Raw genomic sequence first — 25,649 nt, 5'->3', positions numbered from 1 at the left:
TGAGTGAATGAGCGAAAGATTATTGTCGCATGACTAATCGACCACATTAGTCATTCTTTCGCTCATTCACTCTTTCACTCTTTAAAATGGCCTCGTTTCAGCGAAGGCTTCGATTTCGGGTTTCATCGACAGCAGGTAGTCGATGTCGTCGTAGCCGTTGGTAAGGTTGTCTTTCTTGTAGCTGTTGATAGCAAACGACTCGCTCTCGCCCGTGGCCAGAATGGTGATCGTCTGCGCAGGCAAGTTTACTTCCAGTTCCGTGTTCGCATCAGCGTCAATAGCGGCGAAGATCTTCTCAAGGAACTCGGGACTCACCTGCACCGGTAAGATGCCGATGTTCAGCGCGTTTCCTTTGAAAATGTCGGCGAAAAAGCTCGACACTACGCAACGGAAACCGTAATCGTAAATGGCCCAGGCAGCATGCTCGCGGCTCGATCCGCTACCAAAGTTCTTGCCGCCAACCAGGATTTTGCCCGAATAGGTTGGGTTGTTCAGCACGAAATCGGCTTTAGGCGTATTGTCGTTATTGTACCGCCAGTCGCGGAACAGGTTGTCGCCGAATCCTGTGCGCTCGGTGGCTTTCAGGAAACGGGCGGGAATAATCTGATCCGTATCCACGTTCTCGATCGGCATCGGAACGGCACTACTACGGAGTATGGTAAATTTATCGTAAGCCATGGGGAAATGAGTTTGCTGTTTGCTGTTTGCCGTTTACTGTTGCGCTGCTAAACTGTGATTAGGTATGGTAGCAGCGCAACAGTAAACGGCAAACAGCAAACTTTTTACAACAGTATTCTTGGGTCTGTCACTACGCCCGTTACGGCGGCGGCGGCGGCTACCAGCGGGCTGGCCAGGAGGGTACGCGCACCGGGCCCCTGACGGCCTTCGAAGTTGCGGTTCGACGTTGATACGGCGTATTTACCGGCTGGTACTTTGTCGTCGTTCATGGCCAGACAGGCCGAGCAACCAGGCTGGCGCAGCGCAAAACCGGCTTCGGTCAGAATATCCAGAATACCCTCTTCCTTGATCTGCGCCTCCACGATGTGCGAACCCGGTACCAACCAGGCCGTTACGTTGTCGGCTTTTTTGCGGCCTTTCACGATGGAGGCAAACGCCCGGAAGTCTTCGATACGACCGTTGGTGCAACTTCCCAGGAACACGAAATCGATGGGTTTACCGATCATGGATTCGTTTTCGGCGAAACCCATGTAGTTCAGCGATTTCTTATAACTGGCATCGCCATCCTGCTGATCGGCCGCTAAGGGAATTTGCTTGGTTACGCCCGTACCCATGCCGGGGTTGGTGCCATACGTAATCTGTGGCTCAATGTCGGCGGCGTTGAATGTCAGGTCGTTATCGAACGTAGCCCCTTCGTCGGTCGTCAGCGATTCCCAATACGGAACCAGCTTATCCCAGGCCTCACCCTTAGGAGCCAGATCACGGCCGTTCAGGTACGTTAGCGTAGTGGCGTCGGGAGCAATCATACCGCCGCGCGCGCCCATCTCGATGCTCATGTTGCAGACCGTCATACGGCCTTCCATGCTCATGTTACGGAATACGTCGCCGGCATATTCAACGAAGTAGCCTGTAGCACCACTCGCCGAAATCTGCGCAATGATGTATAGCGCCACGTCTTTCGGCAGCACACCTTTACCCAGCTCACCATTCACCGAAATTCGCATTTTCTTCGGCTTGGGCTGCATGATACACTGGGTGGCCAGTACCATCTCCACTTCCGACGTGCCGATACCGAACGCAATAGCGCCAAAGGCACCGTGAGTTGAGGTATGTGAGTCGCCGCAAACGATGGTCATGCCGGGCAGAGTAATGCCATTTTCGGGCCCAACCACGTGTACGATGCCATTTTTCGGGTTGCCCAGGCCCCAGTGTGAGATATGGTATTTTGCACTATTCCGCTCCAGCGCATCCAGCTGATTAGCCGACAATGGGTCAGCTACCGGCAGGTGCTGGTTGATTGTGGGCGTGTTGTGGTCAGCCGTTGCGAAGGTACGTCCCGAGAACAGGACAGGCGCATTACGGCCCTCAAGACCCAGAAACGCCACCGGGCTGGTTACCTCGTGAATGAAATGGCGATCAATAAAGAACACGTCGGGACCATCTTCGATGTGCCGGATGACATGCGCATCCCATACTTTATCAAATAGTGTTTTTGGGGTACTCATAACTGTAGCGGAGAACGTAATACGTACCTACAAAAGTGGCAGGTCGCAAAGAACTACGCATCACGCCATCCGTCCAGTAAATAGCGATTTTAGTTCAGAGGGAAGCTATGGGTGTAAAACTGCATAATGTGTTTTAGCGTTAGGCTTGGTCAAAGTGTATGGTAGACGATCACGATTTGACAACGATTGATGATAGGATAACGAGCTGTATCTGTACTGCCTACTAGGCGCTGTATGTAGGCACATCGCAAATAATATACCTAATCTGTATTATAAAACCCGTCATTATATTTTACTTGTATTAAATTCTTATCTATCTTGTTTCCACAATAAACAACAAGCAACACATGGACAATAATGCACGCATACTCAAGCCAGAGGTGCTTCTGCGCTTTGTATGCTACACTAGCCTCGACCCTAAAGAAGCTATTCATATAAAGCCCGATATCTGGGCTAACAGGGAATCTGCCCTTGGTGGCGACTACCGGTATGGCGCAGAATTTAGGGTAACTTCGCTCTATGACCCCGCCTACTCAGGCCACTATGTAGTAGTATCCCCACCTGCAGTACGGCAAATTCCGCACCCTAAAGATGACACTCGCACAGTACCGTTGGTAACGGTCTATGTAGCCCGTAAAGAAATCTGGCCCCAGTTAGAACCACTGGCCATCAATGGTTTAGGTAAATCTATTTTGTCGTTGAACTGAACGTCTATAATGGTTGCCTATCGTGTTCTCATTTATATTTCTGCTCGATCTCTCGCTTCGACTCGTCCATATATTCTTTAAACAACTTCATAATCTCGGGTTGGTACTTAGTCATTGAACGCATCATAATATCTTTTGAAATGGCAGGCGTCGTATCGATCAGTTTGCGGCCAGCCGGCGTTTGATAAAACGCGCAAAACGCCTCAATTTCCTGAACTGTGAAGTACTGGTCATAAATATCGACCATATCTTCATTAATAAGCTTTAGGGTATTTTCTTTCGCCACCTTGATCATCTTTTGCATAAACACATCATGCCTTTTCAGCATAGCAGAATCGACTGGTATGCGAACACTATCTGCGGCGACCATCTGCTTTGCCATCCCTGTTCCCATTTTCGTGACACTTCTGGCCATGTTTATCGTAGCATCCATTTGCTTCAACACCAAGGAGTCCTGCTTCATAAGTACAAAAAGGTATTTAATCCGGTCTCGTTTCGGGGCGCTTTGCGCCTGAACGTGAAACGACACTCCAAGAAGGCAGATGGCAGCAAACAGAATTGACTTCATAACAGTCTATATAGTTTTTCCTGAAAGTAACCAATATTTCCGTTAACAGATCTTTACGGGCATTCCATTCTCCGGAATTCGTTAATCAGCTTCTCCCGCTCCTTCGAGCGTTTGCTCCGGCACCGTATTTGAAAGACCGTTGAAATCTCTCCCTACACAAACAGTAAAGGCCCGCTTTGGTGTAAAGCCATACTGCAGCTTATAGGCTTTGATAAAGTGGGATACGCTTTCGTAGCCGATTTCCATGCTCACTTCCGAGACGTTCTTGTCGGTGTTGCGCAACAGAAAATGGGCATGCTCAAGGCGTTTGCGGCGAATCCAGTGGCCGGGCGAGGTGTGGAAGTGTTCTTCAAAATCACGTTTAAACGCAGAAAGGCTACGGCCTGAGATCCGGGCCAGTTCAGCCATCGACAGGGGTTTCAACAGGTACGTGCTCATCAGGTAATCGAGATCGGTTTTCTGACCTTGGTACAGGTGCCAGAGAATGATACGAAGCTGACCCGTTGTGTCGAGCTCAAACAGGTGCAGGAGCAACTCCTGGAATTTCAGCCGGAGCAGTTCATTCAGGTAGGGCGTGTGTGACCCGAAATAGGGTAACAGCGACTGAATGAAGTTAGTGAACGTACCTGGCACAGACGTACCTGAAGAAGCAAATGACAGAATCGCCGCTTCAGGCAGAAGCTCAACACCAGTTTGGGCGAGTCCACCGCCCCGGCGGACCGCCGGGGTACGTTGAAACAAAGTAATATGCTGGCTGACAAACTCTTTAAGCAGCCGCTCATTCACGAAAAATACCAGGCTCCGGTAATTCACATCGATGGATTCGTTCATGGAGTAGCACCCCCGTTGAAAGAACAGGATATCACCTTTCCTGACGTGTAGCTCCTGCGTGGGCGAGCTGAATTTCTTCTCGCCTTCCAGCACCACTACCACCGCATGTTCCTCGAAGAAAATCTCGTTTCGTTCAGGATATACGTCGCTCCTGTAGGCCACAAATGTCATCTCCGACCCATCGGAACGCGACTCGTTCCCCCCAACCGGATCTGGCCGCTGAATGGTCAGCGACTGAAATTGATGGGGCTGTATGGACGATGGAACGCGAAGCATACCTAATTTTTCTGGTAACTCACATCAACGGTATACCCATTACAATGCGCAAACGGTTGGGTAATGGGCAGATTAGCAGACTTGCCAGAACAACACCCAGCACACGACGCAACTCTGTGGTAGTGGTTAGTTTGACCAACGTAGCCAACGCACAGAACAGGACTAAATAATTATACGAAATGGCCCTGTTTACGTCAACAACGATAAAGCTCAGGTTAACAGTCAGCAGCAAAAAACCGAACAAAAGCGCACAATCAATGTAACGGCGGCCATGCAATAACAGCGAAAATGAAAGGATGATCAGCAGCCAGGCACCCTGAAAACCGCTCCATATTTTAAAGCCAATGATCTTACTGTTTTCGATATACGTTGTCTTAAACTCGCCGATATAGCGCATCTCCGTTGACGGGATATTGAAATGCATTCTGAGCCAGTATTTTACCGAAATATAGCAAACGCAGCTGGCCGTAATAATTATCTGGGCGGTGGTGATCCGGTAGGTTTTTTGTGCTGCCAGCGTTGCCATCACGTGCCAGAGAAAAACAAAGCAGCTACCCATAACGGCCCGTTCGTCGGCCCAGAAAGCGGCCTGTAGTGACAGAAAAAGCACCAATGGCCGGCGTGTGTACAGGGCAATCAATAAGAGAAAATAAGCAAAAAAATCGCCGTAGGCCGTGATATCCAGCCAGGCCGATCTGAGCGGATATAATAGCGACAGAACGAGCACGAACAGAAAGCTGCTCACCCGATCGCCGGTCATCCGGAACGCGAGCCGGGTAGCAATAATGACAAAAACCCCACTCAACAGCAACTGTAGTGACCAGAATGTGAGGCTGACCCTGGAAATGCCAAGCAGCGCTGTCAGGGCAGGCAACAGCAGCCGAAACTGCATTTTGGCATTATGACTTTCTGAGGCGTAGGCCGCATTGGTGAAATGCGAAAGTCCCAGATCCGTAAAGAACGTTGATGCCTGCATCTTCACGACGTTGTACGTATCGAATTCCTGACCGGCCAGCACCACGGCAAAGAAATGCTGATAAAACCAGAGGCAACTCGGGTTAGTCAGTACCATATGTACCACAGAAGACAGCAGGCTGATCCACACCACCCGCCACTGCCAATGGTCTACGGAGAGCAGTTTATCGACCTTTCCGTCCAGGCGTGTTACCAGCGCTGCGAATGGACTTTGAGGCAACAATTCATTGAGCGGCGGCGATTCTTTATGGGGTGGTGGATGGACTATTTTCATATCAGGAACTCGAACAAGGTAGGCTTGTCGTTGATGTACTCAAACTGAATTTTTGCGGCTTTCATCCGTTCGAGTAATGGATCAAAATCAGCTTTACTTTTAAGTTCAATACCAACCAGAGCAGAGCCCCGCTCACGATTGGTTTTCTTGGCGTAATCGAACAGCGTAATATCGTCTGTAGGGCCAAGAGCCAGTTCCAGAAAATCACGGAAGGCTCCGGCACGTTGTGGAAAACGGATGATGAAGTAATGTTTCAATCCTTCATACAACAACGACCGCTCTTTGATTTCTTCAGTGCGTGTGATGTCGTTGTTGCCGCCACCAACCAGGCACACCACATTCTTGCCCCTGATCTCGTCTTTAATCAGGTCCAGCGCGGCAATACTCAGAGCACCGGCGGGTTCAGCCACGATGGCTTCTTCGTTATAGAGTTCCAGTATAGTCGTACACACCTTCCCTTCCGGCACCAGAATGACCCGGTCGAGATTACGGCGGCAGATCTCGAATGTGGTATCGCCCACCCGTTTCACAGCGGCACCATCCACAAACTTATCGATTTTATCGAGTGTAACAACGTGTCCTTCTTCAATGGCTACTTTCATTGATGGTGACCCAAGTGGCTCAACCCCAATAAGTTTTGTCTTCGGACTAAGCTGCTTAAACACCGTCGATACGCCCGAAGCCAGCCCACCTCCGCCAATGGCCATGAGCAGATAGTCGATCTTAAAGTTTGAGTCTTTGAAGATTTCAAGGCCAACGGTGCCCTGCCCTTCCATCACCAGCACATCGTCGAAGGGGTGAACGAACGTGCTGTCGTGGGTTTGTACATACTCGGTAGCAGCGTGGAAAGCGTCGTCGTAGGTATCACCGATGAGTACTACGTTGACGAACTCTTTGCCAAACAGTTTCACCTGCTTTACCTTCTGATTCGGCGTTGTTGTGGGCATGAAAATGGTGCCTTTCACCGCCATTTTCCGGCAGGCATAGGCCAGGCCCTGCGCGTGGTTGCCCGCGCTGGCACAGACAACGCCCTTTGCCAGTTCATCGGCCGACAAACTGGCCATTTTGTTATACGCCCCCCGAATCTTGTATGACCGCACCACCTGTAAATCCTCCCGCTTCAGGAAAATTGTAGCGCCGTAGCGTTCTGACAAATTCAGGTTCTCTTGTAGCGGCGTATGAGAGGCAACACCCCGCAACCGTTCGGCAGCTAAATAGATATTGTCAAGATCAGGCAGTTGAACTGTTTTTTCAGAGTCGATCATAGTTGATGAAAGTAGCCCGCAGGAGCAACATGGATACGTAGTGTAAAATAAACAATGCCCTTACCTAAAACAATTCGTTAAAGGTAAGGGCACCCAACTTTACTTAGTCTGTTACTGTACTGATTAGCTCCGTTCCGGGCGCAGGTTACGTACGGCGGCACCGGCCTGCCACATTTCAGAGTCGCGCAGCTCGGCCAGTTCGACTTCGAGTTTCTCGCGGTAGTCGGGCTGTGAGTTACGGGTAATGCTGATTTCGGCCTGCTCCTGGGTTTTCACCGAGTTATACAGTTGCTCAAAAACAGGTTTCGTGGCATCGCGGAAAGGCTTCCACCAGTCGAGGGCGCCGCGTTGGGCGGTTGTCGAGCAGTTGGCGTACATCCAGTCCATGCCGTTTTCGGCTACGAGTGGCATCAGCGACTGCGTCAGTTCTTCCACCGTTTCGTTGAAGGCTTCTGACGGACTATGGCCGTTGGCGCGCAGCACTTCATACTGAGCCGCGAAAATACCCTGAATGGCACCCATCAACGTACCCCGCTCGCCGGTTAAGTCAGATGTTACTTCTTTGTAGAAATCCGTTTCGAATAGGTAACCCGACCCTACGCCGATACCCATGGCGATACATTTGTTACGGGCGTTTCCGCTGGCATCCTGATATACGGCGAAGCTCGAGTTCAGGCCTTTGCCTTCAACGAACAACCGACGCAGCGACGTACCTGAGCCTTTCGGAGCCACCAGGAATACATCAACGTCGGCCGGTGGAACGATGCCGGTTTTCTCTTTGTAGGTCACGCCGAAACCGTGCGAGAAATACAGTGATTTGCCGGGTTTCAGGGCCGCTTTTACCGTAGGCCACAGCTCGATCTGCGCGGCGTCTGATAGCAGGAAGCAGATGATCGTTCCTTTTTCGAGGGCTTCTTCAATTTCGAACAGCGTTTCGCCGGGAACCCAGCCATCGGCTACTGCTTTGTCGTATGTTTTGCCTTTACGCTGACCTACAATCACGTTGAAGCCATTCTCGCGCATATTCAGCGACTGGCCAGGGCCTTGAACACCGTAGCCGATAACGGCGATTGTTTCGTTTTTGAGCGTTTCGAGGGCGGTCTCAAGAGGAAATTCTTCGCGGGTAACAACGTTCTCGACGGTTCCGCCAAAGTTAATTTGTGCCATTGATTTACTTGATTATTGAATTTGATAAGATGGGTGATCGAACAGTTTATTCAAACAGGTACATGATTTCGGGTCTATAAATCAACAGAAATCGCGTTTGAAACAAGATACAGACAAGGGCTGTGACGAGCATCAGGTCTTTTAGACGAGGCAGACGCAACGTACCCAGCGCCGAAGGCAATACGATTAGAAACAAAAGCAACCCGTAGCCAAGGCTACGACTGGTATCGGCCACCATGATGGATATGACCGTTGACAAAGCCAGCGCTGCCAGCGTACCTGTTAGCAATAGTGTCTGGCGTTGCTGCCAGAGCCCCCATAACCCTACGCCTACCAGCACCCACAGCATTTCGTAAGAGCGGCCAATTTTCAGTACACTGATCCATACCGGCACAGTTAACAGGAATGAGACACCCAGGCCGGCGGTGGCATCAGTCACGTTATACAGGCTTTTCAGCCAGAATCGAATGCCCAGATACAAAACCCAGGTAAACACCACTGTTGCGATGGTACGAACGTTCTTCGGGCCGAATAACGGTTGGTCGTGCGCCACCACCAGGCAGCGGTAAACCAGCACATACACCGAGTTGATCAACGCCCGCTCGTCAACCCAGTACACCAGAAACAAACTGATAATGAGCACCAGCCGGTTGCGGGTAACAGCGGCTACCAGTAGCAGAAAATAGGCAAAAGCATCGCCGCAGGTAACAAAATCGAAGGGAAACGCCCCTCCAACATAAATACCCATTATCGACAAGGCCAGGTACAGAGCTACAGACTTACTGTTCGTTAACCGGTACGTTTCGCGAGCCAGCAGATACAAAAAGACGGGCCAGCAAAGCAGTTGCACGGCATACACAGCTTCACGGCTACGCACAAGGGCATACAGGGCAGGCAAAAACAGCCGGAACACCATCTTGTCTTCGTGGCATCCGGGGTTTTCATCGTAGCAGATGATTGGCCGCAACGGATGAATGATCTGATCCTCGATGGTATCCCAGAAGTAGAATTTCGTCTGGAAAGCCGCCCAGTATTCGGTTGGCAGGTTCCACAATCCACTGTGCGTCGGGAAGAAAAAAAGCGGACTGAGCAGGCCTGCCAACACTACTTTCCACAGCCAGTTATCGCCCTGCAACCAACGTTCAATCACCTCATGGACCCGCAATAGGTACCGAGCGACGGTGGAAGTTGCTGATGACGAAACGGCCGGCAGAGGGTCAATCATAATGGTTACTTACAAATAATATGCCCACTCGGCTTCGGGCAGGTACTCGACCAAACCTTTCTCGGTTTTGCCAACAGCCACCCGACCGGAACGGACAAATTCCAGAATTTCATACTGTCGCAGGTATTCGAAAAAGGCAAAAATCTCTGTTTCGTTACCTGTTTTTTCGATCACGACGTAATCGAGGCCCCAATATACGACCCAGGCTTTGTGCAGTTTGTTGATTGTTTCTACATCGAGCGGTTTACTTCCCAACGGGGTGGATATTTTGAAGAGCGCAATTTCGTTGAACACGATCTCGTCGTTGAGATAGCCAAACACGGCCAGCACCTCCACGATCTTCCGGATTTGCCGCACGATCTTCTCTACCTCATCGCGCGATTCGTGCCGAATGACGATGGTGAAGCGTGACACGCCTTTCCGCTCAGTTTCTGACACCGTCAGGCTCTCAATGTTGATCCGCCGCCGGGTAAAGATGATCGTGATCCGGTTCAACAACCCGATGGTGTTGCCCGTGAAAATGCAAATGGTATAGGTTGTCATTTCTCAGTTTACAGTTTGCTGTTTACAGTCTTCAGTTTCGTTGGGCTGAATCCTGTAAACAGCTTTAGGCTCGTGTGCATATCGGCGGCCCTTGACTTCTGTTTTGTTAAGGTATATGATGGAACCATCTATAATTTTCGCAGTTTCATCAGCTAACGTATAGAGAGATTGAAAGCTGTCTTCTGAGAGGTACCCGGAATCAAGCGCCCGACATAGTTGAGATTTCACTTCACAGGCAGATCCTTTAGCTATTCCTAGAAACTGGCTAAACTCAGCTCGTCCACCTCGGCCAAACCCTTCCGCGACGTTATCCCTTACTGAACCGCTTGCCCGTTTTATTTGCCTCACCAAATCATAATCTGCAGAAAAGGACTTTTGCCCCGTCACATCCAAAATCGCTTTGGCCAACTCTCGTGCCTTCTTCCAAGCATTCAATTCTTCAAATCGATGAATAGTGGCCATGAAATCCAGTTAAAAAGTTTTCCGTTTACAGTCTTCTGTTGTATCGCATCAACGTACCTGATTATAAAGAGTGAAGCAACAGAAAACTGAAAACAGTAAACTCACTTTAGTCTAATTTGCGACACGCTGGCACCGGCTGGCACCATTGGGAACACGTTTTCTTCTTTTTCAACGATCACCTCCAGCAGATAGGGACCGTCGAAGGCCAGCATCTGGTCGAGCGAGTCAGAGAGGGTTTCGCGCTCGTTACAGGTATGGCCCGCCATACCGAACCCTTTGGCAATCGTGACGAAATCAGGATTTTGCAGTTCAACGAACGAGTAGCGGCGGCTGTGGAAAAGCTGTTGCCACTGCCGTACCATTCCCAGGAAGTTGTTATTTAGGATGATGGCTTTCACGGGCTGTTCGTTCTGCACAATGGTGCCCAGTTCCTGCAGGGTCATCTGGAAACAACCATCGCCAATGATGGCTACCACCTGCCGATCGGGAGCTGCTACCTGCGCACCGAACGCGGCGGGGAGAGCAAAGCCCATTGTACCCATACCGCCTGAGGTAACAAGACTGTTCTTCTGCCGGAACTGATAATAGCGCGATGCCATCATCTGGTGCTGACCAACGTCGGTAACCAGGACGGCGTTACCGTTGGTCTTTCGCGAAAGCAAATCAATCACTTCGGCCATTTTGATCTTCTCGGTATCTCCGCTCAACTCAGGGGCCGTAATATTCTCATTCTCAATTACATCATACTTCCTGAACTCATTGCGCCAAACCGTATGGTCATTCTCTTTGACCAATGGCAGTAGTGCTTTCAACACCTCTCTGGCATCACCAACGATTGGCGCATGCGCCTTGATGATCTTGTCTATTTCGGCCGGGTCGATCTCGACATGGATTACCTTGGCCTGCCGGATGTATTTGCTGGCATCGCCCGTTACCCGATCGTCGAAACGCATGCCGATGGCAATAATCACGTCGGCCTGATCTGTCAGAACGTTGGGGCCATAGTTGCCGTGCATACCCAGCCAACCCACATAGTTTGGGTGATTGGTTGGAATAGTCGACTGGCCCAGCAGTGTTGTGGCGACAGGAATGCCTGTTTTCTCAGCGAATGCCAGCAGTTCTTCTTCGGCCTTGGCCAGTTGCACGCCATGACCCGCAAAAATGTAGGGACGTTTTGCCTCGTTGATCAACTTGGCAGCGGCTTCAACCTGATCCTGCTTTGGGGTCAGACGTGGCCGGTAGCTGATAATCGTCTGGCAACGTTCGTACACAAATGGCTGCGTCATTAACTCCAGTTGTGCCGACTTGGTCATGTCGATCAGCACTGGCCCCGGCCGGCCTGACTGGGCGATGTAGAACGCTTTAGCCATAATCTCCGGCACCTCGTCGGCACTAGTGATCTGGTAGTTCCACTTTGTAATCGGCATGGTCACGCCCATCACGTCGGCTTCCTGGAAGGCATCGGTACCAAGCAGTTTTTTACCTACCTGTCCCACAATGCACACCAGCGGCGTAGAGTCGATCAAGGCATCGGCGATGGCCGTAACCAGGTTGGTGGCGCCCGGACCAGACGTCACGAGGCATACGCCCGCGCGGCCCTGCATCCGGGCATAGCCCTGCGCAGCGTGGCCGGCGCCCTGCTCATGCCGAACCAGAATATGGTTAATCTGATCCTGAAAGTCGTAGAGGGCATCATACACCGGCATGATCGCCCCGCCAGGATAACCAAAAATGGTATCGACCTTCTCGGCTACCAGCGAGCGCATGAGGGCCTCTGAACCCGACATCAGTTTGATTTCCGTCGGCTCAATTGTTAGTTCAGGTAAGACGCTGACCGTTTCCATAGAGTGGTGCAGGTTGTTGATACTGTTCAGTTTGTTGTGTTCAAGCGGCTATTTCTTCGTGGCAATCAAAATCCCCGTCGACCAGGCCATTTTTACCAGTTGCAAATCGTCACGGCTTTCCAGATCGGCAACGAGTTTGTCTACCTTTTCGGCGTGGCCTTCGGGCCAGTTGGGTTGTGGCAGCATATCGTCGATGATGTACATACCACCCGCCGACAACGTACCCAGCGCCGCGTCGAGGTTCGCATATTTACCGGGCCAGGCGTCGGCAAAAATCAAGTCGAACTGTTGGGTACTATCCGCGTCTTCCAACCACGTACCTGCGTCGGTACACAGCAGTTGCAAACGAGTATCATCACCCAGAATATTGTCGGCAACGGCTTGGTAGGTTGCGTCATTATCGATCGAAATCAGCGACGATTCGGCATCCATACCGGCCAGTAGCCAGGCTGTTGCCAGACCCGTGCCCGTTCCAATCTCCAGTATGCGCGCTCCTGGCTTCGCCCCAACCAGCGTTTTTAGCAACGCCCCCGTTTGCAGGTCAGACGGCATTGAAAAACGAATGGACTTACTGGCAATTTCTATAGCAGAAAAGCCTTTTGGAAGCGCAGTGACGTCGTCGGTATACATGAGATTAGGTTGATCAGTTAAGCTTCGTCTGTTACACAGCCTTCGCTGGCTGATTTTACGTTACGGATGTATTTGCCTAATACGCCTTTGGTAAACGGTGGAACAGGCTGCGTCCAATGGCTACGGCGTTCGGCCATTTCTTCGTCTGAAATGTGTAGCGTCAGTTCACGGCCAACGGCGTCGAGCGTGATCTTGTCGCCATCTTTTACGAAGGCAATCGGACCGCCGTCGAAGGCTTCGGGGGTTACGTGGCCTACTACGAAACCGTGGGTGCCACCCGAGAAACGACCGTCAGTGATGAGGGCTACTTTGTCGCCCAGACCAGCACCCATAATGGCTGAGGTTGGCTTCAGCATTTCGCTCATGCCAGGGCCACCTTTGGGGCCGCTGTTCCTGATAACGATTACCTGACCAGGCAGTATTTCTCCTTTCGACAGCGCCTCGATCACTTCGCCTTCGTGCTCACACACCTTGGCAACGCCTTCAAAACGGAGCCCTTCTTTACCTGTAATCTTGGCTACTGAACCCTTTGGGGCCAGATTACCACGCAGAATCTGAATATGGCCCGTAGCTTTAATCGGATTACTCAATGGACGAACAATGCTTTGATTCTCAAAATCCAGCTCTGGGATGTCGGCAAGGTTCTCGGCTACCGTTTTACCCGTTACGGTCAGGCAATCGCCGTGGATCATGCCGTTCTGGTAGAGGTATTTCATTACCGCCGGCACACCGCCAATGGCCAGCATATCTTCCATATAATACTTACCGCTCGGCTTCAGATCGGCCAGGAACGGCACCCGGTCGCTAATCGCCTGAATATCATCAAGTGATAAGTCGAGGCCGGCCGAGCGGGCAATGGCCAGGTAGTGCAACACCGCGTTGGTTGATCCACCCAGGGCCATTACTACCGTCAGCGCGTTTTCAAGCGATTTTTTGGTGATGATATCAGCGGGGGTGATATTGCGTTCGAGCAGAACGCGCATGGCGGCACCGATCTTCTTACACTCCTCCTGCTTGCCTTCATGCGTGGCCGGATAGCTGCTGCTAAAGGGCAAGCTCAGGCCCATGGCCTCGATGCTGCTGGCCATGGTGTTGGCCGTATACATGCCGCCACAGGCACCTGCGCCGGGAATCGAATTGCGAATAACGCCCTCGTAATCTTCGTCAGAAATGCTGCCTGCGTACTTCTTTCCCAATGCCTCAAACGCCGACACAATATCGAGTTTCTGACCTTTATAGTGGCCCGATCGGATGGTACCGCCGTATACCATAATACCGGGCCGATCGAGACGGGCCATAGCCATAATGGCACCGGGCATGTTTTTATCACAGCCAACTACCGTTACTACGCCATCGTACCACTGCGCCATTACCACCGACTCGATACTATCGGCGATCAGGTCGCGGCTAGGCAACGAGTAACGCATGCCGTCGTTGCCGTTGGTCATGCCGTCTGATACGCCGATGGTGTTAAAGATCAGTCCCACCAGCCCGTTTGCCTGGATACCCTGTTTAACGTAAACCGACAGGCCGTTGAGGTGCATGTTACACGTGTTGCCTTCATAGCCCGTACTGGCAATGCCAATCTGGGGCTTTTGCATGTCGTCGGCGGTCAACCCGATTCCGTAAAGCATGGCTTTAGCGGCGGGGTTATCCATTTTCTGGGTAAGCGTTTGGCTGAACCGGTTCAGTTGCGTGGCAGGAGCGTCTGTAATCATTATTCTTTTAGCGAAATTTCGCTGATTGCGTAATAACGCTGTAAAGGAACAAGTTTGCACTCGATTACGCAAGCATTTTTAGGCTAAAAGTCCAGTCATATTATATGACCGCCATTGGCTAATGCCTGATAACACAACTTATTCCTGCTGTATCGATGCGCATTAACGTTGAACTACTCGTCTGGCGTACCTTTGTATAAGTAGCGGTCAGGTATGCTGGCCGACAATTATTTACCTACTTATTCATCAATACTTGTGCAACCATACATTGTTGGTATCACTGGCGGCAGCGCATCTGGCAAAACGTCATTCCTAAAAGGATTGTTAAACGCGTTTCAACCGCATCAAGTCTGTCTGATTTCGCAGGATAACTACTATCGTAGCCTCCACGAGATTGCCGTCGATGACCAGGGCATTCATAATTTCGACATGCCCGAAACGATCGACCATCACCTGTACGCCGAACATATCGGGCAACTTCGCCGGGGCGAGACGGTCACTCAGAAAGAATACACCTTCAATAATCCTGATGTTGTTCCAACCCTATTGACCTTCACCCCCGCCCCAATTATCGTGGTCGAGGGCATTTTCGTATTTCACTTCCGGGAGTTATCTGACCAGATGGATTTGAAGATCTTCATCGACGCCAAAAACAGCATCAAGCTCGAGCGACGGGTAAAACGAGATGCCGAAGAGCGCGGCTACGACCTCGACGATGTGATGTACCGCTGGAAAAATCACGTCAAACCAACCTACAAGCAGTTCATTAAGCCATATCGCGCCGAGGCCGACATCGTGATTCCCAATAACATACACTACCAGAAGGGCCTGAACGTAGTCATAGAATACTTGAAAGCAAAGATTTCATAAACCGGAAAAGGTTGGCACAAAAATTGAATGGCGATAAGAATAACTAGTGTTATTCTTATCGCCATTTTTATGAAAAGCCTGCTCCTCTTTGTATTGACGTGCCTCGCCTTCCTTGGCGTATTCCTGACTGTTTCGGCCAGCCTGTTCATCATTGCCGGTATGGCCGTGTATGTGGTTGGCCGCAAGATGCTCGGCCTCTCACGCCCCGTTGCGTAGATTCGCCGCCGACACCACGGTGGTACGGGTACGAACCGGTGACACAAGAAAGAAACCTACCGCCGGCGTACCACCCGTTTTCAGGTTTCGAATGTTGCTGGGTACGTTCGACGGCGGTGTGGCAAATAGCCCCGCGTTTTGTAACTGTGCTTTCAGCAATTCCCAAAACGTATAGCCCTCAAACGTAATAGACCGGAGTTCGACCCGGACCGAATCATTTAGGGCGTATAATTTTTCGGGGTTGATCGACCGCCGAATCGGACGGATAAACATTAGCCCGTCGGTGTCGGCACTACCGCGGAAAGCTCCATTATAGGCCAGCACGATATCCTGCGGGCGAACCTGCAATTGCCCATTGCGGTAGAAGCGGATATAATAGTAATCGACAGCCCCGGCCAGATCGTTGGCAAAAAATTCGGCCCTGTACCCTTCTTCGCTCGACAGTGGGGTAATTTTCTCTTTCGTAAACGTTACCGAGTCGATGCGCGGAACGCGGGGCATCTGCGCGGCAGCGGCGTAACTCTCCCCCTGATACTGAATGCTAAGGCCGTAGGTACGTCCAATAACGCCGATTTTGGTTGTATCACGGGTGTTGGCGGGTTTCCAGGTGTACACACCGTCGTTGTCGGGATCGGTAAAGTTGAACACCCGCCCGGTGTTATCGCCCACGGTAACGCTGGCACTCAACGCGGGCGTTGGCGTAGCATTGTTAAAATAATTGGTCGTTTGTGTCAGCTTTATTTGCTGCTCGCCGGGTTGGTCGGTCAGCCACGCATCAACCGCCAGTTCGGTTGGAGCCGAGGCGATGTTAGCGTTGATGACGGTTTCGCAGCTGCTCAACGCAACGGCCATCGTTAGCGCAGCAATAGCGTATATGAATGAGCTTACTTTCATGATTAGTGAATGTATGAGGTACGTTTACCAGGTACGTTGGTGGCTCAGAATTTAAAGTTGTAGGTAACCGACGGAATGATCGTAGCAAAAACCGAGTACCGAATGGCCTGGGTCTGTATAGTATTGTCAGGATTGGCCCGGTAATACTCCGAGAACGGATTCTTACGGGCGTAGGCGTTATAGACCGAGAATACCCAGTTGTCTTCCTTCCGTTTGCCCGGCTTGCGTCGGCCCTGCAGCGTTGCCGCCAGATCGAGGCGGTGATAGGGCTGAATCCGGTAGTTGTTCCGTACATCGTCGGGGTTGGTGCCCACGGCAATATTCTGAAAAGTGTAGCGGTTGTTGAAGAACGTGGCAGGTGTGCCGCTGGCAAACACAAATGTGGCCGAGAAGCTCCACCGTTTCGAGCGGATAGGGTCGTAGAGAGCAACCAAGTTTAGGGTATGGCGCTTATCAAAACGGGTTGGGTACCAGTTATTCTCGTTAACGCCCGTTACCTGCCGCTCAGTTTTAGCCAGCGTGTAGCTGAGCCATCCGTTGAGTTGACCTTTCGTTTTCCGGAGATAGAACTCAGCCCCGTAGGCCCGGCCTTTCCCCGATAGCAGATCGGCTTCCAGGTACTGGTTCAGCACCAGATTGGCCCGGTCAATGTAGTCGATCTGGTTTTGCAGCGACTTGTAATACACTTCCACCGACGCTTCGAACAGGTTACCGTCTGACCCGCCAAAGTTGCGGAAATAACCCGCTGCCACCTGATCAGCCAGTTGGGGAGCTACGTTATTGGTCGAGGGTGTCCAGACGTCGAGGGGTGTTGAAGCGGTGGTGTTCGAGAGCAGGTGTACGTATTGCGCCAGCCGGTTGTAGCTCAATTTCAGCGAACTACCGGGGGTAAGGTCATACTTCAGCGCAAAACGAGGCTCCAGATTACCGTACGTCTGGATGGTTTCGCCGGTTGAGTAGGTCTTTGTGCTAAGGAGCGGCTTACTGCGCAGACCCGGCGTTTCTGACTGGCCGAACGTATACACTTCACCCGGCCCCAGATATTGGTAGAACGAATAACGCAAACCGTATTGCAGCTGAATCCGGGTGGTAGCTTGTTGTTCATTCCCAACATACAACGAGCTCTCCAGCGCGTATTTACTCTTCAACCCAAACGAGCGAACCACGCCCGCACTTGCGGCCGTGGCGGTGCCGGGCTGGAAATCATACAGCAACGCCTGCCCGCCAAACGTGATCGTGTTCTTATTCCAGTAGAGGGTAAAATCGGGTTTGATGCTGTAGTTGACGATCTTGGAATTGGTGCGGAAATAATCGTTGGCATTTTCGGCTTTCTTCCGAAGGTCAGAATCGAGCGAATAATCGTAATTGCTATAGAAAGCCGTGGTGTTCAGGAACAGTTTGTCATTGAATACCTTGTTCCAGCGGAGCGAGGTAGTGGCGTTCCCCCAGTTGAAGCCGAAATCGGCGCCAAACACATCACGCCCAAAATAGCCCGACAGGAACAGCGTGTTTTTCTCATTGAGGTGCACGTTGCCTTTGGCTGTCAGATCGTAGAAATAGAATTGTGAGCCTTTCAGGTTACCCGTCAGAAAAGGTTGAGCCAACACATCTGCATACGACCGGCGACCGGCAATAATGAATGAGCCTTTCCCTTTAAACAGTGGCCGCTCGTATGATAATCGACTAAAAATCAAACCAATACCTCCATTCAATTCGCCTTTTTTCGAGTTACCCTCTTTCAACCGAACATCCAGGATCGAGGCTATCCGGCCACCATACATAGCCGGAATACCGCCCTTGATGAGTTTCACGTCTTTCACGGCGTCGGGGTTAAAGACCGAGAAAAAACCGAACAGGTGGGATGAGTTGTAGACCGGCGCTTCATCGAGCAAGACCAGGTTCTGGTCAATCCCCCCTCCGCGTACGTTGAAACCGGTAGCTCCTTCGCCAACGGTGGATACGCCGGGCAGCAGCTGAATGCTGCGCACTACGTCTACTTCACCGAGCAAGGCCGGAATGCGCTGGATTGTCTTGATGTCGACCTTGTTCACGCTCATTTCAATGTTTGTCACATTGTCGTCTTCGCGCCGGGTCGATACAACAAGCTCTTTCAGGTCACGGCCTTCTTCTTTCAATTCCAGATCGAGGCGAACGTTCTGATCCGTAAGGGTAATAGTGCGGGTCTGTTTCTCATAGCCCACATAGGAGATTACAAACGTGTAGGTCCCCCTAGGCAGGGTGATGGCGTAGAAGCCGTAGTTATTGGTCACGGCACCTGTACCGCTTTCTTTACTATAGACGGATACTCCGATCAGCCCTTCGCCATCTGAGGCGTCTTTAACGTAGCCGTTTACGGTTAGCTTGTCCTGTGCCTGAGCGCTAAATACCAATCCACTGACAATCAGCATTAAGCAAAGTAGACGTATGTATTTCATTCCTGTTGTGGTTGTGTCCGGTGAATCAACTTAGTAACGGTGAGGGCACATTATTTGTTAGTACTAGACCAAAAGTAAAGTGTGCCGACCGTCTAAAAGGTGAAAAATAGATAAAACCACGATTTTTCGGGCCAGACGGCAAGAAGTACGGTATAAAACAAAGAATTTATCTCATGAATCGGCTCCGTCTTCTCGTCGCTTTTCTGCTGTTTTCAGGCCTGTCAACGCACGGTCAGTCTTTACTTTGGCAAATTTCGGGCAACGGGCTGGCCAAACCGTCGTATCTCTTCGGCACCTACCACATTCTGCGCGATAGCTTCCTGAAACAGGACTCGCTGACCCGGCGTCATTTCGAGGCGGCAGACGGCGTAGTGGTTGAAATGGTGTTCGATTCGTCGGAAGCAGGCAAAGTGCGGCAGTACGCGACTATGGCCGACAATAACTTGATCCGGCTGATCGATGCCTCGGATTACAAACTCGTTGCCGACGAGTTCAACGCCGTAACGGGTCAGGAACTGTCGTTTTATAACCAGATAAAACCGGTCATCATTGCTTCTGCCCTTAGCGTAGCTTACGCCCGTCAACGATCGGATACGCTCACCAAATTCTCGGGCCAACCCATTGACCTGTATTTCGTGAAGCAGGCGCAGGCCGCCCAAAAGCCGCTGAAAGGCCTTGAAACGCTCGATGAACAACTGACCCTGCTCTACAATAGGCAGTCTGTAGAGAAACAGGCTGAGAATCTGGTCCGTATGGTGAAGCAGAAGAACGTACCCAGATCCCAGGGAGACAATCTGACAGATCTTTACCTACGCGCCGACCTCGACGGTATGTGGACCTTGTTTCAGCGAGAGAGCGACAGCCCCGCCGATCTTTACGCACTCATCGACGACCGAAACTTGCGCTGGATGAGCCAATTGCGTCCTATTATGGCTGAGCGGTCTACCTTTATTGCCGTGGGCATTGGTCACCTCACAGGCCCCAATGGCCTGTTAAATCTCCTCCGTGAAGCGGGGTACGTTGTCAAAGCCGTGAAGTAGCGCGAAGTCACTGTCCGTAACAGAAGATCAGCTCACCCCAGTGTTTACAATCGACCGAAAGCGGCACTACACAGGGCTGACTAGTTTGCCCGTATGGACGTCAAAAACAAGAAGTAGACTTCGGCTCCTGCGAATGCTGCTACGCCCGCTGACCCCCTTGTGGTATTCGCCGCTGAACACGACTACCCTGCCTATCGTCTTGTATTCGTCGGTCAGGTTACAGGCAAAGCTAATTCGAACGCTGTCGTAGGTATCTAGTAAGCCCACTGTTGGAAATGAGCTTGTTTCGTTAAACCAGACGATCAGGTCGGTTAGTATTTTCTGGTACATACCAACCTGCTAGCTACTCAGAAACAGGTAGCCCTAATGGCCTGCTATCCGTCCCTACGCATCCTGTTTCTCAATTTTCTTGATCAATCGTTTGGCTTCTTTGTCATCTTTTTCGGGAAACGTAACGGGTAGTGATTCCAGAATTTCCGTCATGATGTGGGCGATGATGAGCTGCTGGTTGGCGCGGTCGTCGCTGGGAATCACGTACCAGGGAGCCGTTTTAGTAGCCGTGGCATTGATGGCGTCTTCGTAGGCGGTCATGTAGTCGCCCCACTCTTCGCGCTCAACCAGATCGTTGTCGCTGAGTTTCCACTGTTTTTCATCGTCTTTCAACCGCGCGATCAGCCGCTTACCCTGTTCCTGTTTCGAGACGTGCAGATAGAACTTTACTACCCGGAAGCCGTTGCGGTGCAGGTAATCTTCGAAGTGGGCAATGTCTGTATACCGTTCTTTCCAGAGGCGGGGCAGCTTGTTAATAAACTCGTCAGGTACGTTGCCGTCTGCCAGCCGTTCGGGGTGCACTTTCAGGGCCAGCACTTCCTCGTAATAGGTCCGGTTGAAAATGCCGATGGTGCCTCGTTCGGGTAGCTTCTGCCAGAAACGCCACAGAAAATCATGCGCCATATCCGTCTTGCTGGGCTTCGTGAACGAGGCGATCTTGAACCGCGACGGATTCACACCCTTGAATACGTGCCGGATACTGCTGTCTTTACCGGCCGCATCCATGGCCTGAAACAAAACGACCAACCCGTACTTCTCGTGCGCGTGCATCTGGTTCTGGGCCTGATCCATTCGTTCGCTGAGCTCATCGAGCTGGCGGGCGCGATCGGCTTCGTCAATATATAACGGGGAAACAAACGTTGGCGTTTCGCTGGCTGAATACGGTTTCCGGCCATCGAACCGGAACGTACCTGGCGTGAATTTTTTCATGTGTCGAGTATGTGCACCGGGCAACAGCAAAATGAGCTACGCCAGTGTGCCACAGGGTGTTCAACCAACCACAGGCTGATTTGTTTCCAAGCCAGCTCTCTCACGTAAAGGCACTGCCGTCTGTACAACCAGCCTATATATTCCTGGCAGTCAGCCGCCTGAGCCTTTGGTAAACAGAATTTAGAAGCACGGAAACCTGACATTGCCCATCTCACAATTATGGTTATATTTAGACACTCCTTCTCCCGGTTCAACCCTTATGCAAACGCAAGCGATCAACGGCACCTTATTCTACCTGCCCCATTCCGTCGACGACATAAAACAGCTGCTTCGGCAAGCCAAACAAGCCAATCAGACCGTGTCGGTTCGCGGCTCCGGGCACTCGTTTCCGCTCACCGACCAAACGGCGGCCGATTCAAGTTGCCTGCACATGATGCTGTCACACCTGAATGCCGTTTCGCTCGATAAAGCTACGGGTCTGGTAACGGTGCAGGCTGGTTGCCACCTGGGCCTCGACCCCATGGACCCAACGCAGATTTCGACCACCCAGAATTCGCTCTGTTACCAACTCGACCCGCTCGATGACAGGGGCTATCGCCAGTCGCCCCCCGGCTGGGCGCTGCCTGACCTGGGCGGCATTACCCACCAGACTATTGGCGGGTTTATGGCCACCGGCTCGTCGGGCGGCTCCACGAAATTTGCCTTCGAAGATGCCCTCCGTAGCGTTCGGGTGGTGTATTATAACGAAACCGACGTAGCTGACCGTCTTTTCGAACGCCCCGCCGACAACAACCCGGATGATGTTTTCTTCGGGGCGGCCTTTGCCAGTATGGGGCTGATGGGCATCGTGGTCGAAGCAACGTATCAGTGCATTCCGGCCTTTAACATCAGCGGTAGCGAGCAGACATTCCCGCAGGAAAACTGCGCGCTAGTTGATCTGTTCGGGCCGGGTAATGGCGAACTCCATAAACCGAGTTTGAAGCAGTTTCTTGAAAGCACCGATTACACCCGCCTCATGTGGTGGCCGCAGGCCGCCGAGCAGCAGATGGTGATCTGGCAGGCCAGCCGCACCGATGCGTCTGACTGGCAGTCGTTTGTACCAAAACCATACGTGGAAGTAACGCCTATACCGGGCTTAAAAGATGCACAGGTCCAATGGCTGGCGGGCAAGCTATTCGAGCTGGTTGACAGGTTACCGCACGGGATCGAGTTCATCCTTCGAAAAATCTTCGGCCCTAAGAATCCTACGTACAAAGAACTGGTCGACTGGCTTGAATCGCTGCAGGACGATATGCTGCGTTTCATTCTGAAATTCTTTGTCAGCGACCAGGAGGACCAACCCTTTCAGGATACCTGGTGGAATGGTTTACCAATGGACAATCAGATGAGCGATACGCTGTTTCCGGTCTGGTTCACCGAACTCTGGATTCCGCTCGACCAAACACAGGCGGCCATGAACTTCCTGAAAACGTTTTACGAAGATCCCGAAAACGCCGGCATCTTCTCCTGCGAACTCTACGCCGCCAAGGCCAGCGATTTCTGGCTCAGTCCGGCCTATAAACGGGACGTATTCAGAATCGACATCTTCTGGTTTGGGCTGAATGAAGAAAACCCCAGACTTTATTACGACCGCTTCTGGAAAGCGCTTCCAGCTGCCGGCTTCGATTTCCGGCCCCACTGGGGCAAATACCTGCCCGATCCGAACGGCCCGCAAGGAACAACGTACCTGCGCAGCCAGTATCCAAAGTGGAATCAGTTCATGGAATTACGGCAACAGATGGACCCACACAACCTGTTTGTAACACCCTATTGGAAAACGCACCTGGCGTTATGAAGTCACCCGATCCAGGCAGTAAACTAGCATCGACCGCCGGTAAGCAACCGATATGGTACCGACCGGTGGCCGCTTTTTTGCCCGTCTGGGAGCGTATAATCAGTATAGGTACTCACGATGGGCTTAGTAGTTGGGAGCGCAAACGGGTTCGGTTGCTGAATGGTATCGCCTGCTTTTCCATTATCCTGTTTAGCGTGTACATCCTGGTCAGCTTAGGCTCGCCCGACTGGGTAACCACTACCTTATGTGTCCTTATTTTTGTTACCCAGTTTGGTGTACTGATTCTCAACCACTTCAGGCTGTATAATGCAGCGGCATACTACTATATTCTGACGGGAACCGCTTTTTATTCGTTTGTACCCATTGCCAAGAAACACGACGGTAGCGAGTACACACTGATCATTTATTCGTTGATGGGCATGATCTTCTTCCGGAACTTCTGGAAGCTTTTCATGCTCTTCTGGGTGAATGTGGCCGCCTTTTTCGCAGTTCGTTACGCCATCACCGTAATTCCGCCCTTTCTGTATATTCCCGAGATGCGCGACGTGTATAATGCGAACATCGTCCTCTTCTTTGCCGGGTTATTCGCCGTTGTGTACTATTTCAGGGTAGAGAACAGTCGGCAGGAGAAGCAGCTAAACAGGCAGAACGAGCAGCTACAGGCCTCGCTTGCCGATCTGCACGCAGCGCAGGCACAGCTTGTTCAGCGCGAGAAGCTGGCCAGTCTGGGCGAGCTAACGGCGGGGGTTGCGCATGAGATTCAGAACCCGCTCAACTTCGTCAATAACTTCGCCGAGCTCTCGGGCGAGCTGGCCGATGAACACGATAAAGGAGCTAACCGTGACGCCAACCTGGAAGCCGACCTGCTGACCGACCTGCAGCAGAACATTGGTAAAATAAGCGAGCACGGCAAGCGAGCAGCGGCTATCGTCCGTAGTATGCTCGAACACTCCCGAACCAGCACCGGCGACCGTGAACCAACTAACCTGAATACGCTCTGTGCCGACTACCTACAATTAAGCTATGGTGCCCTTAAAATAGAGGCCCATTTGCCACCACCAGGTTACCGGACAGAGCTAGACCCCGATCTGATACCGCTCAATGTGATACCGCAGGATATTGGCCGGGTACTACTTAACCTGATCAATAACGCCTTTTATGCCGTTTTGCAACGACAGCGCAACGAACCAGGTACGTTCCGGCCCGAAATCTGGGTGAAAACACAGCAACTCACCGACCGTGTTGAGATTCGGGTGGGCGACAACGGAACGGGCATTGACAGCGCCATTCAGGCTAAAATATTTCAGCCGTTTTTCACCACCAAACCCACCGGCAGCGGCACCGGACTGGGGCTTAGCCTGAGCTACGACATCATTACGAAGGGGTATGGCGGTACCCTCTGTGTGCAAAGTCAACCCGGCCAGGGCGCCGAGTTCAGCGTCACCCTGCCCATTCGTTTAAAGTAGGGTTCATGCCTTCAACTTTGGAATCAGCTTCTGTAATTCCTGGAACCGGGCTTCGTCGGGTTTAGCTTCGCTGATGGGCAGCTTCTCCATCTCATCGATCAGGATACGGCCCACAATCAGGCGCATGTTCTTCTTGTCGTCGGCGGGAATCACGTACCAGGGCGAATTTTTGGTAGCCGTTTCGTTGATCGCCTCCTCAAATGCGTCCTGGTAATCGTCCCAGAATTCGCGTTCGGCCACATCCTGCTCTTCAAACTTCCAGTTCTTTTCAGGGTCTTCAATGCGGGCAATCAACCGGTCGGCCTGCTCTTTCTTCGACACGTTCAGGAAGAATTTGATTGTCAGGAAACCATTGCGGGCCAGGTGCTTCTCCATATCAACAATGGCGGCGTACCGGTGTTTCCAGACCTTGTCGAGGTCTTCGGTCAAATCAGCAGGAATACGCTGGTTCTTGGTTAGAATCTCGGGATGGACTTTCACAACCAGTACTTCTTCGTAATACGATCGGTTGAAGATACCGATGGTCCCCCGTTCGGGCAGGTTCACGTACGTTCGCCAAAGCCAGTCATGGTCCAGCTCCTGCTCGGTGGGGCGTTTAAACGAGTATACCCGTAGTCCCATTGGGTTGGTACCGGTAAATACGTGCTGAATAGTGCCGTCTTTACCGGCGGCGTCCATTGCCTGAAAAATGGCTAGAATACCGTATCGATTGTGGGCATACATCTGGGTTTGCAACGCATCTATCTGGGCGGCCTGTTCACGAAGCTGAGTTTCGTAATCGGCATCATCACTGTACCAGTCCTTGATTTTTGTATCGGCTTTTTTAGCAGAGAACTTGGTAGACCCGTCGTAACGGAAGGCATCAATTTTACTCATTATGCATGGTTTAAGGGGCTGATGGTGCACGGTTGCTACAGTGCGCCACTAATTGGGTGTGCGGATTGGCGGGCGTTAAAACGATCTGTG

Annotated in this window: 24 protein-coding genes; 6 read left to right on the top strand and 18 right to left on the bottom strand. The window is 51.6% G+C overall.

Features of this window, described 5'->3' with window-relative positions:
• Positions 1-81 precede the first annotated feature (81 nt).
• Positions 82-678, bottom strand: a complete 597-nt coding sequence (gene leuD, locus J2I46_RS17460; RefSeq protein WP_207330341.1) for a 3-isopropylmalate dehydratase small subunit — start codon at positions 676-678, stop codon at positions 82-84.
• A 104-nt stretch (positions 679-782) separates the two neighbouring features.
• Positions 783-2,183, bottom strand: coding sequence for a 3-isopropylmalate dehydratase large subunit (leuC, locus tag J2I46_RS17455; protein ID WP_207330340.1), 1,401 nt, complete (start codon positions 2,181-2,183; stop codon positions 783-785).
• 347 nt (positions 2,184-2,530) lie between these two features.
• Between leuC and J2I46_RS17450 the strand changes: the two genes are divergently transcribed.
• A complete protein-coding gene (locus tag J2I46_RS17450) occupies positions 2,531-2,890 on the top strand; it encodes a hypothetical protein (protein ID WP_207330339.1) in 360 nt (119 codons plus the stop codon).
• Positions 2,891-2,918: 28 nt separating this feature from the next.
• Here J2I46_RS17450 and J2I46_RS17445 read toward each other — a convergent pair whose 3' ends face one another.
• From J2I46_RS17445 to ilvD, 11 genes are all read right to left on the bottom strand, one after another.
• Positions 2,919-3,458 carry a DUF2059 domain-containing protein gene (locus J2I46_RS17445; protein WP_207330338.1) on the bottom strand — a complete coding sequence of 180 codons (540 nt, stop codon included), beginning with the start codon at positions 3,456-3,458 and terminating at the stop codon, positions 2,919-2,921.
• A gap of 81 nt (positions 3,459-3,539) precedes the next feature.
• On the bottom strand, positions 3,540-4,565 hold the full coding sequence (locus J2I46_RS17440; protein ID WP_207330337.1) for a helix-turn-helix domain-containing protein: 1,026 nt from the start codon (positions 4,563-4,565) through the stop codon (positions 3,540-3,542).
• Between the two features lie 19 nt (positions 4,566-4,584).
• Positions 4,585-5,814, bottom strand: a complete 1,230-nt coding sequence (locus tag J2I46_RS17435; RefSeq protein WP_207330336.1) for a hypothetical protein — start codon at positions 5,812-5,814, stop codon at positions 4,585-4,587.
• Positions 5,811-7,079 (bottom strand): threonine ammonia-lyase, encoded by a 1,269-nt coding sequence (gene ilvA, locus J2I46_RS17430; RefSeq protein WP_207330335.1) that lies wholly within the window; start codon positions 7,077-7,079, stop codon positions 5,811-5,813. Before ilvA ends, J2I46_RS17435 begins: the two co-directional genes overlap by 4 nt.
• Before the next feature lie 123 nt (positions 7,080-7,202).
• Positions 7,203-8,246, bottom strand: a complete 1,044-nt coding sequence (gene ilvC, locus J2I46_RS17425; protein ID WP_207330334.1) for a ketol-acid reductoisomerase — start codon at positions 8,244-8,246, stop codon at positions 7,203-7,205.
• A gap of 46 nt (positions 8,247-8,292) precedes the next feature.
• Positions 8,293-9,471 carry a hypothetical protein gene (locus J2I46_RS17420; protein ID WP_207330333.1) on the bottom strand — a complete coding sequence of 393 codons (1,179 nt, stop codon included), beginning with the start codon at positions 9,469-9,471 and terminating at the stop codon, positions 8,293-8,295.
• A 9-nt stretch (positions 9,472-9,480) separates the two neighbouring features.
• Entirely contained in the window at positions 9,481-10,014 is a 534-nt protein-coding gene (gene ilvN, locus J2I46_RS17415) for an acetolactate synthase small subunit (RefSeq protein WP_207330332.1), read from the bottom strand.
• Between the two features lie 3 nt (positions 10,015-10,017).
• Positions 10,018-10,476, bottom strand: a complete 459-nt coding sequence (locus J2I46_RS17410; protein WP_207330331.1) for a four helix bundle protein — start codon at positions 10,474-10,476, stop codon at positions 10,018-10,020.
• A 101-nt stretch (positions 10,477-10,577) separates the two neighbouring features.
• Complete coding sequence (gene ilvB / locus J2I46_RS17405; protein ID WP_207330330.1) at positions 10,578-12,320, bottom strand: biosynthetic-type acetolactate synthase large subunit; 1,743 nt, start codon at positions 12,318-12,320, stop codon at positions 10,578-10,580.
• Positions 12,321-12,368: 48 nt separating this feature from the next.
• Positions 12,369-12,950: an O-methyltransferase gene (locus J2I46_RS17400; protein WP_207330329.1), complete on the bottom strand. Its 582-nt coding sequence runs from the start codon at positions 12,948-12,950 to the stop codon at positions 12,369-12,371.
• A gap of 17 nt (positions 12,951-12,967) precedes the next feature.
• Positions 12,968-14,668, bottom strand: a complete 1,701-nt coding sequence (gene ilvD, locus J2I46_RS17395; protein ID WP_207330328.1) for a dihydroxy-acid dehydratase — start codon at positions 14,666-14,668, stop codon at positions 12,968-12,970.
• A gap of 213 nt (positions 14,669-14,881) precedes the next feature.
• Between ilvD and udk the strand changes: the two genes are divergently transcribed.
• On the top strand, positions 14,882-15,538 hold the full coding sequence (gene udk, locus J2I46_RS17390) for a uridine kinase (protein ID WP_229379818.1): 657 nt from the start codon (positions 14,882-14,884) through the stop codon (positions 15,536-15,538).
• 69 nt (positions 15,539-15,607) lie between these two features.
• Complete coding sequence (locus J2I46_RS17385) at positions 15,608-15,754, top strand: hypothetical protein (RefSeq protein WP_207330327.1); 147 nt, start codon at positions 15,608-15,610, stop codon at positions 15,752-15,754.
• Here the strand turns inward: J2I46_RS17385 and J2I46_RS17380 are convergent.
• Together J2I46_RS17380 and J2I46_RS17375 are read right to left on the bottom strand one after the other, a co-directional pair.
• Positions 15,737-16,648 carry a DUF4249 domain-containing protein gene (locus tag J2I46_RS17380; RefSeq protein WP_207330326.1) on the bottom strand — a complete coding sequence of 304 codons (912 nt, stop codon included), beginning with the start codon at positions 16,646-16,648 and terminating at the stop codon, positions 15,737-15,739. The two genes, J2I46_RS17385 and J2I46_RS17380, sit on opposite strands and share 18 nt — an antisense overlap.
• A 44-nt stretch (positions 16,649-16,692) precedes the next feature.
• Positions 16,693-19,056 (bottom strand): TonB-dependent receptor, encoded by a 2,364-nt coding sequence (locus J2I46_RS17375; protein ID WP_374758096.1) that lies wholly within the window; start codon positions 19,054-19,056, stop codon positions 16,693-16,695.
• A gap of 200 nt (positions 19,057-19,256) precedes the next feature.
• On the opposite strand from J2I46_RS17375, the gene J2I46_RS17370 reads away from it, so the two are divergent.
• The gene (locus tag J2I46_RS17370; RefSeq protein WP_207330324.1) at positions 19,257-20,123 is read left to right on the top strand and encodes a TraB/GumN family protein; all 867 of its coding nucleotides are present in this window, start codon (positions 19,257-19,259) and stop codon (positions 20,121-20,123) included.
• Positions 20,124-20,189: 66 nt separating this feature from the next.
• Here the strand turns inward: J2I46_RS17370 and J2I46_RS17365 are convergent, their stop codons facing one another.
• Entirely contained in the window at positions 20,190-20,453 is a 264-nt protein-coding gene (locus J2I46_RS17365) for a hypothetical protein (protein ID WP_207330323.1), read from the bottom strand.
• A gap of 54 nt (positions 20,454-20,507) precedes the next feature.
• The gene (locus tag J2I46_RS17360; protein WP_207330322.1) at positions 20,508-21,383 is read right to left on the bottom strand and encodes a PPK2 family polyphosphate kinase; all 876 of its coding nucleotides are present in this window, start codon (positions 21,381-21,383) and stop codon (positions 20,508-20,510) included.
• A 259-nt stretch (positions 21,384-21,642) separates the two neighbouring features.
• Here J2I46_RS17360 and J2I46_RS17355 point away from each other — a divergent pair, with 259 nt between their 5' ends.
• Together J2I46_RS17355 and J2I46_RS17350 are read left to right on the top strand one after the other, a co-directional pair.
• The gene (locus tag J2I46_RS17355) at positions 21,643-23,217 is read left to right on the top strand and encodes a D-arabinono-1,4-lactone oxidase (RefSeq protein ID WP_207330321.1); all 1,575 of its coding nucleotides are present in this window, start codon (positions 21,643-21,645) and stop codon (positions 23,215-23,217) included.
• A complete protein-coding gene (locus tag J2I46_RS17350; RefSeq protein ID WP_229379817.1) occupies positions 23,214-24,683 on the top strand; it encodes a sensor histidine kinase in 1,470 nt (489 codons plus the stop codon). Before J2I46_RS17355 ends, J2I46_RS17350 begins: the two co-directional genes overlap by 4 nt.
• A gap of 3 nt (positions 24,684-24,686) precedes the next feature.
• Here the strand turns inward: J2I46_RS17350 and J2I46_RS17345 are convergent, their stop codons facing one another.
• The gene (locus J2I46_RS17345; protein WP_207330320.1) at positions 24,687-25,559 is read right to left on the bottom strand and encodes a PPK2 family polyphosphate kinase; all 873 of its coding nucleotides are present in this window, start codon (positions 25,557-25,559) and stop codon (positions 24,687-24,689) included.
• Between the last annotated feature and the right edge of the window lie 90 nt (positions 25,560-25,649).

This window comes from Fibrella forsythiae, from assembly GCF_017353175.1.
GTDB classification, from domain to species: domain Bacteria; phylum Bacteroidota; class Bacteroidia; order Cytophagales; family Spirosomataceae; genus Fibrella; species Fibrella forsythiae.
Note: the sequence above shows the minus strand (reverse complement) of the source record. Positions and strands in the feature narration are given on the sequence as shown.